11 protein-coding genes and 2 pseudogenes are annotated in these 12,586 nt (G+C 64.5%); 4 read left to right on the forward strand and 9 right to left on the reverse strand.

The window, feature by feature from the left end; translation table 11 throughout:
* From ACEQZD_RS06705 to ACEQZD_RS06715, 3 genes and pseudogenes are all read right to left on the reverse strand, one after another.
* Positions 1 to 715: pseudogene (locus tag ACEQZD_RS06705) on the reverse strand (ammonium transporter); the annotation flags it as partial.
* 9 nt (positions 716 to 724) lie between these two features.
* Complete coding sequence (locus ACEQZD_RS06710) at positions 725 to 1,063, reverse strand: P-II family nitrogen regulator (RefSeq protein ID WP_142949972.1); 339 nt, start codon at positions 1,061 to 1,063, stop codon at positions 725 to 727.
* A gap of 839 nt (positions 1,064 to 1,902) precedes the next feature.
* Positions 1,903 to 2,772, reverse strand: coding sequence for a tetratricopeptide repeat protein (locus tag ACEQZD_RS06715; RefSeq protein ID WP_370184691.1), 870 nt, complete (start codon positions 2,770 to 2,772; stop codon positions 1,903 to 1,905).
* A 291-nt stretch (positions 2,773 to 3,063) separates the two neighbouring features.
* Here ACEQZD_RS06715 and ACEQZD_RS06720 point away from each other — a divergent pair, with 291 nt between their 5' ends.
* The 4 genes from ACEQZD_RS06720 (at position 3,064) to minE (ending at position 7,516) form a co-directional block, all read left to right on the forward strand.
* Complete coding sequence (locus ACEQZD_RS06720; protein ID WP_335628501.1) at positions 3,064 to 5,520, forward strand: acyl-CoA dehydrogenase; 2,457 nt, start codon at positions 3,064 to 3,066, stop codon at positions 5,518 to 5,520.
* A 183-nt stretch (positions 5,521 to 5,703) separates the two neighbouring features.
* Positions 5,704 to 6,414 carry a septum site-determining protein MinC gene (gene minC / locus ACEQZD_RS06725; protein WP_142949363.1) on the forward strand — a complete coding sequence of 237 codons (711 nt, stop codon included), beginning with the start codon at positions 5,704 to 5,706 and terminating at the stop codon, positions 6,412 to 6,414.
* A gap of 35 nt (positions 6,415 to 6,449) precedes the next feature.
* Entirely contained in the window at positions 6,450 to 7,265 is an 816-nt protein-coding gene (minD, locus tag ACEQZD_RS06730; RefSeq protein WP_142949364.1) for a septum site-determining protein MinD, read from the forward strand.
* Positions 7,265 to 7,516 (forward strand): cell division topological specificity factor MinE, encoded by a 252-nt coding sequence (gene minE / locus ACEQZD_RS06735; RefSeq protein WP_067605699.1) that lies wholly within the window; start codon positions 7,265 to 7,267, stop codon positions 7,514 to 7,516. Before minD ends, minE begins: the two co-directional genes overlap by 1 nt.
* A 155-nt stretch (positions 7,517 to 7,671) precedes the next feature.
* Here minE and ACEQZD_RS06740 read toward each other — a convergent pair whose 3' ends face one another.
* From ACEQZD_RS06740 to ACEQZD_RS06765, 6 genes and pseudogenes are all read right to left on the reverse strand, one after another.
* Entirely contained in the window at positions 7,672 to 8,451 is a 780-nt protein-coding gene (locus ACEQZD_RS06740; protein WP_370184692.1) for a 3-hydroxybutyrate dehydrogenase, read from the reverse strand.
* Positions 8,452 to 8,453: 2 nt separating this feature from the next.
* Entirely contained in the window at positions 8,454 to 9,653 is a 1,200-nt protein-coding gene (locus ACEQZD_RS06745; RefSeq protein WP_142949366.1) for a branched-chain amino acid ABC transporter permease, read from the reverse strand.
* An 11-nt stretch (positions 9,654 to 9,664) separates the two neighbouring features.
* Positions 9,665 to 10,726: a branched-chain amino acid ABC transporter permease gene (locus tag ACEQZD_RS06750; protein WP_370184693.1), complete on the reverse strand. Its 1,062-nt coding sequence runs from the start codon at positions 10,724 to 10,726 to the stop codon at positions 9,665 to 9,667.
* A 16-nt stretch (positions 10,727 to 10,742) separates the two neighbouring features.
* Positions 10,743 to 11,468 carry an ABC transporter ATP-binding protein gene (locus tag ACEQZD_RS06755; protein ID WP_214013934.1) on the reverse strand — a complete coding sequence of 242 codons (726 nt, stop codon included), beginning with the start codon at positions 11,466 to 11,468 and terminating at the stop codon, positions 10,743 to 10,745.
* A gap of 3 nt (positions 11,469 to 11,471) precedes the next feature.
* Positions 11,472 to 12,275 carry an ABC transporter ATP-binding protein gene (locus tag ACEQZD_RS06760; RefSeq protein ID WP_370184694.1) on the reverse strand — a complete coding sequence of 268 codons (804 nt, stop codon included), beginning with the start codon at positions 12,273 to 12,275 and terminating at the stop codon, positions 11,472 to 11,474.
* A gap of 110 nt (positions 12,276 to 12,385) precedes the next feature.
* A pseudogene (locus ACEQZD_RS06765) lies at positions 12,386 to 12,586 on the reverse strand (ABC transporter permease); the annotation flags it as partial.

Consider the following 12,586-nt stretch of genomic DNA (forward strand, 5'->3'; position numbering starts at 1 on the left):
CGGAGCCGCCGTTAAAGCCGAACCAGCCCACCCACAGCATGCCGGCGCCCATCACCGTCATGGTCATGTTGTGCGGCTTCATGGCCTGGCCGGGCCAGTCCTGACGGCGGCCCAGCACCACCGCCGCCACCAGCGCCGCCACACCGGCGGTGATGTGCACCACGGTGCCGCCGGCGAAGTCGTACAGGCCCAGTTCGGCGAGCCAGCCGCCGCCCCACACCCAGTGACAGATCGGCACGTACACACCCAGCACCCACAGCACCGAAAACGCCAGCATGGCGCCGAAACGCATGCGCTCGGCGAAGGCGCCGACAATCAGCGCCGGGGTAATGATCGCGAAGGTCATCTGGAACAAACCGTGCAGGCTCTTGGGCAGGTTGCCCTCCAGCGTGTCGCGGCCGATGCCGTCGAAGAACACATGGCTGAGGCCGCCGATCCAGGCGTTGGCCGCGCCACCGTCGGAAAACGCCAGGGAATAGCCCACCACCAGCCACACCAGCGACACCGCGCAGGCGATGGCGAAGCACTGCATCAGCACCGACAGCACGTTCTTGTTACGCACCAGGCCGCCGTAGAACAGCGCCAGACCCGGCAGGGTCATGAACAGCACCAACGCGGTGGCGGTGAGAATCCAGGCGCTGTCGCTTTTATCCAGGGTGTCCGCCAGCGCCAGAGACGGCGTCAGGGCCAGCAGGCCCGCAATCAGATATCGCATGGGGCCTCCTTACAGGGCGTCGTTGTCGGTTTCACCGGTGCGGATACGCAGTGCCTGCTCCAGCGCGGTGATAAAGATCTTGCCGTCGCCGATCTTGCCGCTGCTGGCCGCCTGGGCGATGGCTTCCACGGCCTGGTCGACGCGCTCGTCCACCACCGCCAGCTCCAGCTTCACCTTGGGCACGAAGTCCACCACGTACTCGGCGCCACGGTACAGCTCGGTGTGGCCCTTCTGACGGCCGAAGCCCTTTACCTCGGTGACGGTCATGCCCTGAACGCCGATCTGCGCCAGGGCGTCGCGTACGTCATCCACTTTGAACGGTTTGATTACCGCCGTGATCATTTTCATAGCTATAGGTCCCTAGTCCTCGCGGCCGCGCACGGCCTGGATTGCACCAGCGGGAAGCAGCCCGCCGGAATTGCACCGGCTAAGGGCATACAAGAATCGGGCCAGGACAGGCAGCGCCAGAAAACGGGGCATTGGGAAGGCAAAGACGTGCGGAGACGTCTATTTTGCACTATTGGCGTGCACGAATTAGGCCGAAGTCACCAATGTTGTGCACGACCGGTGTGCAGACCTGCGCCATCTGAAGGCAGCAGGCTCTGTAGGAAGCGGTCCTTGTGGGAGCGGGCCCCGCCCGCGAAAGGGCGGCTTTAGCCACCCGGCAGGATACCAGAGACCTTTAATTCTTCAGGTGTCCGGTGCTCCGTATCCGAGACGCGGTGCAATGGTGGTGCCTTCCGGGACCGCTCAAGCCATCCATGGCCGCTGTTAGTTTGGCCGTCCCTGGCCAAACAGCTCCCTCCAGGCACCACCATTGCCCCGCTCACTTAGCAGCGGCACCGCCACGGGTCATAACACCGCCGGACCCTCCAGGGAGGGGAGCTTGGAATCTTCCAAGGAGCACCGGGATCGGGTGTGCCCATCCAGGACCGTATTTGGCCAGGGATGGCCAAATCCGAGCTTACAGGGATGTACTCGCAGCGTGTCCTGGATGGGCACACCCGATCCCGGTGCGGGCTCTCTGGAGAGAAAAGTCTCTGGGATCCTGCCGGGAGCTTCGCTCCCTTTCGCGGGCGGGGCCCGCTCCCACAGCCCGCTCTGAAGTGGCCTAACACAGACCCGCGCCCCCGCTGGAGGGTCCCAGCTCCCACACACCGGCATCCGCCGATGGAAGGGCCGGGCGCTTAGTAGAGGTAGGTGAACATCTTGCGGCGATACTCGCTGGCCAGCGGATCGCCCTTGGGCAGGCACTCGAACACTTCCAGCAGCGCCGAACGGGCCACCCCGTCCTGGTAGTCGCGGTGATCGCGCAGCAACCGCAACAGCGCGTCCAGGCCGGTCTGGAACTGGCCGGCGGCGGCGGCGCGCAGGCCGTAGGCGTGCAGGTCCTCCGGCTTGCCGTCGCGCTCGATGCGCGCCTGCAGCTCCTTGAGGCCGACGCCGTCGTTGTCGAGCTTTTCCAGCAGCGCGAAGCGGGCCCGGAACGGGCGCAGCGCTTCCACGTCCTCGGTGACTTCCGCCAGCACCGACTGCGCCTCGTCAGTGCGGCCCTCGCCGAGCAGGTACTCCACCAGCAGCGCCCGGAAGGCGTGCTTGTCCGGCTGCTCGGAGAGCATTTGCCGCAACGCCTGCTCGGCCTGGGCGCCCTGCCCGGCGTCGATCGCCATGCGGATTTGCTCCAGGAAGCCCTCTTCCTGCTCCTGCTGGGCGGCGTCCGGATCCACCACCGGGGTGAGCCACTGGCGCACCGCGCTTTCGGTTTGCGCGCCCTCCAGTTCGCTGACAAGCTGGCCCTGATAGACCATCTTCAGGGACGGCAGATCGCGCACCCCGAACTGGCTGGTCAGGTTGGCCTGCTCGTCGGCGTTGACCTTGGCGAGGACGAACTTGCCCTGATATTCCTGGGTCAGTTTCTCCAGCATGACGGTCATTTGCTGGCTGGGCTGGCTCCAGGACGCCCAGAAACCAAACAGCACGGGCACCTGACGTGAGTGCTCCAGCAGTTGCTGAACGTTTTGTTCCGTGACGTCGATAGTGGCGGCGTTGTCCTGCACGGTTGCTCCTTGAAGCGGCTTGCTAAGCGAGTGTGAGTTGCGCTGCATTGTACTCAAATGGGGCTATGGATACAGGATGCAAGTGGCCGGATTAAATACTGTTAAATCAAGACGAAAGCGGCATCATGGGCGTTAGTATTCTCTTAGGGGTCAGGAACAGGCGTTCACGTGCCGTACATGCTCGCTCGGTACCCTGATGTTTGATTCGTTACGATACCCACGCCCGCCCGGAGGCGTATTTCCGGTTCATACTTGTGATCGACAAGTGAAGTCCTGGCAAAGGAGATGACCATGCTGAGCCTTTTGGCCCTGGTAATTCTGGTCGCGACATTGACGACCATTTTCTACATGCAGTTATCCCTGACCGTCGGCAGCGTTACGTTCGCCGTGGTCTGGTTACTGTGCGGTCTGTTGGCGTCCTGGTTGTACAACCCGATTCTTCTGATTCTGCTGGCCGGCGCGCTGGTGGTGCTCAACCACCCCGGCCTGCGCCGCAAGCTGATCAGCAAGCCGGTCTATCAGACGCTCGGCAAGATGATGCCGCCGATCGGCGACACCGAGCGCGAGGCCATCGAGGCCGGCGCCACCTGGTTCGAGGCGGAGCTGTTCAGCGGCAAGCCCGACTGGGATGACTTTTCCAAGGTGAATTTCACCCAGCTCACCGAGGACGAGCAGTCGTTCCTGGATAACGAAGTCCAGGAACTGTGTGAAATGCTCGATGAGTGGAAGATCTACCACGAGCACAAGGATCTGCCCGAGGAAGTCTGGGACTATCTGAAGACCAAGGGCTTCTTCAGCCTGATCATTCCCAAGGAATACGGCGGCCGGGACTTCAGCCCCTACGCGCAAAGCCGCACCATGAGCAAGATCGCCACCCGCTCGCTGACCACCGCGGTGACCGCCATGGTGCCCAACTCCCTGGGCCCCGGCGAGCTGCTCGCCAAGTACGGCACCGAAGAGCAGAAACAGCGCTGGCTGCCGGGCCTGTCCTCCGGCGAGGAAATCCCCTGCTTCGGCCTGACCGGCCCGGAAGCCGGCTCCGACGCCGGCGCGATTCCCGATAAGGGCGTGATCTGCAAGCAGACCGTGGACGGCGAGGAAGTGCTGGGCATGCGCCTGAACTTCGCCAAGCGCTGGATCACCCTGGCGCCGATCGCCACCGTGGTGGGGCTGGCCTTTAAACTCTACGACCCGGATCACCTGCTGGGTGACCAGGACGAGCTGGGCATTACCTGTGCCCTGCTACCCGCCGACACCGAAGGCGTGGAAATCGGCCGCCGCCACAACCCGGGCGGTTCCCCCTTCATGAACGGCCCGATCAACGGCAAGGACGTGTTCGTGCCGCTGGACGCCATCATCGGCGGTCCGGAAATGGCCGGCAAAGGCTGGCGCATGCTGATCGAGTGCCTGGGCGCGGGCCGCGGCGTTTCCCTGCCCGCCCTGGCCACCGCCAGCGGCGAGATGGGCTACCGCATGACCGGCGCCTTCTCGCGCATCCGCCGCCAGTTCGGCACCGCCGTGGGCCACTTCGAGGGCGTGCAGGAAGCGTCCGCGGAAGTGGCGGGGCTGGCCTACACCCTGGAAGCCTACCGCCACCTGGTCACCCGTGGCCTGGAGGAAGGCACCATCTCCGTGGTCACGGCCATGGCCAAGTATCACTCCACGGAAATGATGCGCGTGCTGATCAACAACGGCATGGACATCGCCAGTGGCCGCGCCGTGCAGATGGGCCCGCGTAACTTCATGGCGCTGGCCTACCAGTCCATTCCCGTGGCGATCACCGTGGAGGGCGCCAACATTCTGACCCGCTCGCTGATGATCTTCGGCCAGGGGGCGATGCGCTGCCATCCGTACCTGTACGACGAGCTGCAGGCGATTCAGGACGAGGACCAGGAACGCGGCCTGGACACCTTCGAAGGCCTGTTCTTCAAGCACGCCGGCCACACCCTGGGCAACATGAGCCGCGGCCTGGTGCACGGCCTGAGCGGCGCCGCGCTGGCGGAGATTCCGGCCAACGCGGATAGCTTCAGCGCCCCCTGGTACCGCCTGATCACCCGCTACAGCGCGGTGCTGGCGAGCTTCTCCGACGTGGCGTTCGCGCTGCTGGGCGGCGACCTCAAGCGCCGCGAGATGGTGTCCGCGCGCCTCGGCGACGTGCACAGCCAGCTGCTGATCGCCTGCGCGGTGTTGAAGTTCCACGCCACCCTGCCCCGCGACGAGGCCAACGACGCGCACGCCCGCTATGCGCTGCAGCACGCGTTCAGCCAGATCCACGACGCGGTGGAGGACTTCGCCCGCAACTTCGGCTACATGGGTGTGGCGCGCATTCTCAAAGGCGTGTTCTTCCCGTTCGGCCGGCCCGCCGGTGCTCAGAAGCCCAGCGACGAGCTGATCCGCACCCTGGGCGAGCAGATCATGAACCCCAGCAGCGTGCGCGATGCGCTGGCCGCCAACGCCTACATCAGCGTGGATCCGAAAGACAGCATCGGTCGGGTGGAAGTCACCTACAACAAGCTGCTGGAAGTGGAGCGCGACTACGAAGCCTTCCTGAAGGCGGACGGCAAGGGCAAGCTGGAGGGCGAGACCCTCCAGGCCAAGCTGGAAGACGCCGCCGCCAAGGGCATCATCCCCAACGACCAGGTACAGGCGATTCTCGACTACGACGAGATGCGCTACGACTGCCTGCTCACCGACGCCTTCGACAAGGAGTTGAAGGAAGTCGACATGAACACCCAGCGGCCGACCTGATTGCGGCCCTGGTAAATCCGCAAAAGCCGCCCTCCGGGGCGGCTTTTTTTTGTTCGATCGATCCCAGATCGGCGAAATTTAACAATGGCGGGCCGCCGCGCCGCTTTCACCGGCTACCGCTTTCGACTAGGCTTTCTGCGTCTCGCCTTCGGCGCCAACCCATATTCATAAAGATCCCCCGTAATGACAGTGGCATTCGAGGAAAAGGCGGTTCTGGAGTTCAAGGGCCGCATGCTGATGATGACGGTCCTGCTGCTCAAGGACCTGGACCCCAACACCCTGCACCGACAGGTCAGCCAGCGGCTTGAAGACGCCGCCCAGTGGCTGCGCGACGCGCCCGTGGTGGTGGACCTGGCGCAGCCCGAGGGCGCCGACCAGGTGGCCCTGATGGCCGCCGTGGACACCCTGCGCGGCCTGGGCGTGAACCTGGTGGCGCTGGCCCGCAACGAGCACCTGGACAGCGACACCGCCGCCATGCTCGGCCTGGGCAGCATCAGCCTGGCCGGCGGCCGGGACGTGCCGCGCAGCGCCGAACCGGCGCCGCAGGCGGAGCAACCGGCCGACGCCGGCCACACCCTGGTGATCGACCAGCCGGTGCGTTCCGGCCAGCAAATCTACAGCCGCGGCGATCTGATCGTGCTGGCGCCGGTGAGCACCGGCGCGGAGCTGCTCGCCGAAGGCCATATCCACGTCTACAACACCCTGCGCGGGCGCGCGCTGGCCGGCGTGCGCGGCGACCAGAGCGCGCGCATCTTCTGCCAGAAACTGGACGCGGAGCTGGTCTCCATCGCCGGGATTTACCGGGTCGCCGAAGACCTGCCCGAGCAACACCGCAAACAGGCGGTGCACATCACTCTGGACGGCGACGCCATGCGCTTCGCGGACCTCAAATAAGCCATACCCGACAGCAAAACCTAGGAGACGAGATCGTGACAAAAATCGTGGTCGTAACATCCGGCAAGGGCGGCGTGGGTAAAACCACCACCAGCGCCGCGCTGGCAACCGGCCTCGCCCAGCGCGGCCATAAAACCACGGTCATCGATTTTGACGTGGGCCTGCGCAATCTGGATCTGATCATGGGCTGTGAGCGGCGCGTGGTCTACGATCTGGTCAACGTGATCAACGGCGACGCCAACCTCAAGCAGGGTCTGATCAAGGACAAGCGCGTCGAGGACCTGTTCATCCTGCCCGCCTCCCAGACCCGGGACAAAGACGCCCTGACCCTGGAGGGCGTGGAAAAAGTCCTGGAAGGGCTCAAGGACATGGGCATGGAATACATCATCTGCGACAGCCCGGCGGGCATCGAAAAAGGCGCGCTCACCGCCGCCTATTTCGCCGACGAAGCGGTGGTGGTGACCAACCCGGAAGTGTCCAGCGTGCGCGACTCCGACCGCATTCTCGGCATTCTCTCCAGCAAGACCCGCAAGGCCGAGCGGGGCGAAGGCGACATTCCCGCCAGCCTGCTGCTGACCCGCTATTCCCCGGAACGGGTGGAGCGCGGTGAAATGCTGTCCGTGGAGGACGTGAAGGACATCCTGGCGATCGACCTGCTGGGCGTGATTCCGGAATCCCAGGCGGTGCTCAACGCCAGTAACAGCGGCGCGCCGGTGATTCTCGACAGCGAATCCGACGCCGGCAAGGCCTACGAGGACGCGGTCGCCCGCTTCCTCGGCGAGCAGCGCCCGCACCGCTTCCTCACCGCTAACAAGAAAGGGCTCTTCGGCCGTCTGTTCGGAGCGCAATGATGAGCATTTTCAGCTACCTGCTTCCCAAGAAAGAGAAATCCGCCTCGGTGGCCAAGGAGCGCCTGCAGATCATCGTTGCCCGCGAGCGGGCCACCCGCGGCGGCCCGGACTACCTGCCCCAGTTGCAGGAAGAGCTGCTGATGGTGGTGCGTAAGTACGTGGAGGTGGACCAGGACGCCATCAACATCCAGGTGGACCGGGAATCCGGCTGCGAGATTCTGGAACTGAACATCACCCTGCCCGACGAATAGGTCGGGCTTCGCTTGACTACTGTTCGGATGTACAGTAACTTCGGTGGTCCGGTGAGCCCTCCTCAGGTTTTCTTTTCTGCGACCCCTCGGAAGGCCTGATCGATCTCCAGGCTCCAAGGATGGAGCCGGGCTCCCGGACCTTATTCCGCTCTCCCCTAGCCCATGTGCCAGCCGTGGCTGACCACGACGGACTGGCCGGTTAACGCCGCCGAGGGGAACGCCGCCAGCGTCACCGCCAGCTCACTGATGTCCTCCACGGCGGTGAACTCGCCGTCCACGGTGTTCTTGAGCATCACATTGCGGATCACTTCCTCTTCCGAGATGCCCAGCTCGCGGGCCTGCTCCGGAATCTGCTTGTCCACCAGCGGCGTGCGCACGAACCCGGGGCAGATGATGTTGCTGCGCACCCCGTGTCCGGCGCCCTCCTTGGCCACCGCCCGGCACAGCCCCAGCAGGCCGTGCTTGGCGGCCACGTAGGGGGCTTTCAGCGGCGAGGCCTCCATGGAGTGCACCGAGCCCATGTACAGCAGCGTGCCGCCCTGCCCCGCGTACATATGACGCAGCGCCGCGCGGGTGAGCAGGAAGGCACCGTCCAGGTGCACGCTCATGACCTTGCGCCAGTGCTCCAGCGCCAGCTTGTCGAGGGACTCGATATGCTGGATGCCGGCGTTGGCGAAGGCGATGTCGAGCCGGCCCCAGGTGTCCACCACACGCTGAACGCCGGCGTCCACCGCCTGTTCGTCGGTGACGTCCATGGCCAGCGCCAGGGCCTCGCCGCCGGCGTCACGGATCGCCGCCGCCGCTTCCTCAGCGGTGGCGCTGTCCAGATCGGCCACCGCCACCCGGGCGCCCTCGCGGGCGTACCGCTCGGCGATCGCCCGGCCGATGCCGCGACCGGCCCCGGTGATCACCGCGACGCGTTGTTCAAGACGCATGACTACGACTCCTGTTTCAGGGGCGACGCCGCCGGCGTCTTATCCGCTTTCCGCTCCCGGCGCCGTTCCGCCCAAAGGCGCAACTGGCCGACGATACCGGCGGGGAAGAAATACACGCTCAACACGAACAACAGACCGAACCACAGCAGCCAGCGGTCCGGGCCCGCCAGCTCGGCGAACAGGCTGCCCGGCTCGGCGTTGCTGACCAGCAGCCCGAGCAGATCCTGCAGGTAATTCTGCGCCAGCAGGAACACGGCGGTGCCGACCACGGCGCCGTACAGGGTGCCCATGCCGCCGATCACGCACATCAACAGGATGAACACCATCAGCTCGAAGTTGAGCGTGTTCTCCGGATTCACGTAACGGTTGATCAGCGCGAACAGCACGCCCGCCAGGGTCGCCAGCACCGCCGACACGATCACTGCCGCGGTGCGGTAGAACACGGTCCGGTAACCCAGCGCCTGGGCGCGGAACTCGTTCTCGCGGATCGCCTGCAGAACCCGCCCGAACGGGGAATTCACCATGCGCAGCAGGAACAGGAACACGCCCAGCGAGATCGCGAAGGTGATGTAGTACATCAGGTGGCGGCCGCTCACCCGCACCTCGAACACGGCGTCATTGAACGCCTGGCCGATACTGCCCTGGCCGACCACACCGGTGATGAAATCGACCACGCTGAAGCCCGGCAGCGAGGAATCCAACGGCCGGAACGCCGGGCCCAGTTCGCGCGGGCTGCGCACCGCCAGGCCGTCTTCGCCGCCGGTGATGTTGTAGAGCTGGGTCACCAGGCTGAGAAAGGCGAACGCCACCGCCAGGGTCACCAGCGCGAAGAAGATCGCTTTCACCCGCAGCGACAGCAAACCGAGCAGCAGCGACAGCAGAATGCTCATCACCACGGCGCCACCGATGCCGATGAATACGGCGCCGAAACCGGAACCGAAGGCGTCCGTGGACATCGCCACCCCGTAGGCGCCGATGCCGAAAAACATGGTGTGGGCGAACGACACGATATGGGTGTAACCCAGCATCAGGTCGTAGGACGCCACCACGATAATGAACACGCAGATCATGCCGAGCATGGAAAAGGCGCGCACGCCGGGGAACAGGAACGGCCCCAGGGCCAGACACACGCCGATCAGCACCAGCAGTGCGGAGAGCGCCCGGCTACGCGGATAGTCGCCGGAAAGAATACGATTAAACATGGCGCGCCTCCTCAGACTTTGATGACCGGAATCAGGCCCTGCGGACGCCACATCAGCACGCCCACCATCAGCCCCACCGTGGCCACCGCAGCCAGACGGGGTTCCAGGTAACCCACATACAGATTGATCAGGCCCACCAGCACGGCGCCGTAGAAACAGCCCTTGATGGAGCCCAGACCGCCGAGGATGATCACCACGATCACCGAGATCATCAGCTCATCGCCCATGTGCGCGGTGATGATCTCCCGGTACATGGCCCACATGGCGCCGCCCAGGCCGGCCAGCGCCGAGCCGGCCACGAACACGCCCAGGAACAACAGGCGGATGCGGTAGCCCTGCACTTCCACCATCTCGCGGCTCTCCACCCCGGCGCGGATCAAAATGCCGACCCGGGTGCGCTCGATGATCCAGGTCATCAGCCCGTAAATGGCCAGGCCCAGCACCACCGCGATAAGGCGGTATTTTTCCAGCGCCACGCCGCCGATCACCGGCAGCGCATCGGGCAGCAGAAAGGCACCGGTGAGCGCCTCCGGGCGCGGCACCGGAATCTCGTTGGGCCCCCACACCACATGGATCAGCTCCATGATGATAATGGAGCCGCCCACCGTGACCAGACTCTGCTTGAGGTGGTCGCCGTACACCGGCTTGATCACCAGCCGCTCGAACACCAGACCCAGCAGCCCCGCCACCACCAGGGCGAACCCCAGCGCCGGCAGAATCGCCGCCAGATTGATCAGCAGCGACGGCTCGCTGGCCTGGTTGCTGAGCCACAGCAGCACGCTGGCGCCAGAGAAAGCGCCCAAAGAAATAAAGGCCCCGTGAGCCAGGTTGAGGACATTCATCAACCCAAAGGTGAGCGTCATGCCCGAGGCCATCAAAAACACCATGGCACCCATCGCCAGGCCGCTGATGGTCAGCAGTACCCAGGTGCGCGGGTCCATCATCAACAGGGCCACCGCCATCATCAGCAGCAGCAGGAAGATATGCGGCTTGTCTTCCCGGAACGCCGCGAAGCGTGCCAGGAAGCCCTTGGGCCGCGCTGGTTGACCAATAATTTCGTCGTGCGCCGACATGGTCTTACTCCTATTCTTATTGGTGCTCGCCGAGCCCCAGACCCAGCAGCTCGTGCTGGAGATCATCGTTGTCGGCGAGTTCGGTCATCTGGCCGGACCAGACCACCCCGCCATCGTTCATCACCGCCGCGGACTGACCCAGGCGGCGGGAAAAATTAAAGTTCTGCTCCACCAGCAGCACCGTGACCTGCTGCTGCTTAAGCTGCTCGAACGCGCCGGCCAGATCGTTGATGATCGCCGGCGCCAGCCCTTTGGTGGGTTCGTCCACCAGCAACAGCTCGCGCGGCTCGATGATCGCCCGGGCGATCGCCAGCATCTGCTTCTGCCCGCCGGAGAGGTTGCCCGCCGGCCGGTCCCAGAACTTTTTCAGCGGTGGAAACAGGTCGAAAACCCAGTCCAGCCGGGCCGGGTCCAGGGGGCCGTTCACCGCCGCCAGCACCATGTTTTCGCGCACCGTCAGCAGGCTGAAAATACCCATGTCTTCCGGCACGAAGGCGATGCCCTTGCGGGCAATGCGCGGGGTCGGCTGGCCGGTGATGTCCTCGCCGCGAAAGCGCACCTTCCCGCCGGTGATCGTGGTCAGGCCCATGATGGTACGCAGTGTGGTGCTCTTGCCGGCGCCGTTGCGCCCCAGCAGCACGGTGAGCTCGCCGGCGGGCACTTCCAGGTCCACGCCGTGAAGAATGTGGTATTGATCGATGTCGGCGCGCACGCCGGACAGGGAAAGAATCGATTCGGCCATCGTTCAGCCCTCCTCGCCGGCGGTGTCTTCCTGGGGCGCGCCCAGATAGGCTTCCTGAACAATCGGCGAGGCGATCACCTCGGAAGGTTCGCCGTCGGCCACCAGTTCAGCGTTGTGCAGTACCACGATGCGGTCCGACAGGGAGCGCACCACGTCCATTTTGTGTTCCACCAGCAGAATCACTTTGTTCTGCTTGTTCTTGATGTCGGCGATCAAATCCAGAATCACCGGCACCTCGTCCACGCTCATGCCGGCGGTGGGTTCGTCGAACATGAACACCTCCGGCTCCAGCGCCAGCATCAGGGCCACTTCCAGTTTGCGTTGATCACCGTGCGGCAGATTGGCCACCGGCGTGTCGGCGCGCTTGCCCAGGTTGACCTGCTCCAGATAGGCGGCGGCGCGGTCGCTGATGTCGCGGCGGCGCGAGGCCATCTGCCAGAACACATGGCCGATGCGGTAGCGCGACGCCACCGCCAGGCGCACGTTCTCCAGGGCGGTCAGGTTGGGAAACAGGTTGGTCAGCTGGAAGGCGCGGCCCAGGCCCTTATCGGCCCGGGCGGCGGCGCCCAGCGCGGTAATATCCTGATCGAACAAATGCACGCTGCCGGCACTGGCGGCGAGCTGTCCGGAAATAAGATTGAACCAGGTGGTCTTGCCCGCACCGTTGGGGCCGACGATGGACGTCAGGGTGCCGGCGTGGAACGCGCAGGACACCTGATTAACCGCCACGTGCCCACCGAAGTTAATGGTCAGCCCGCGGGTTTCCAGAACCGGTTCAGAGGCGGATTGGGGGTGCAAGGAGGCCATGGGAGGTCCCTTTTTATTGGAATATATTCTAGAGTTTTTCGGAAGCCACGAGTCGCACGTGGAAAGCGGCAACCTGGAGGGCGTGACCCGCGAAGGCCACGCCCTTGGTGTTAGCGCTTGTTGCGAATCGGAATGTTCATTTCGTCCACGCCGATCTTGCGGATCAGCTTGGGCACACCCGCTTCCACGGTGCGGTCGGCGAACCAGTCGTCACGCTTTTCCACTTCGATGCGGAAGTGATACATCTCCTGCATCGCCTGGTGGTCCTCGTCACGCAGCACCATCTTGCCCTTCGGGGTTTCGAACACCAG

The organism is Alloalcanivorax sp., assembly GCF_964221125.1.
Taxonomy (GTDB): Bacteria; Pseudomonadota; Gammaproteobacteria; order Pseudomonadales; family Alcanivoracaceae; genus Alloalcanivorax; species Alloalcanivorax venustensis.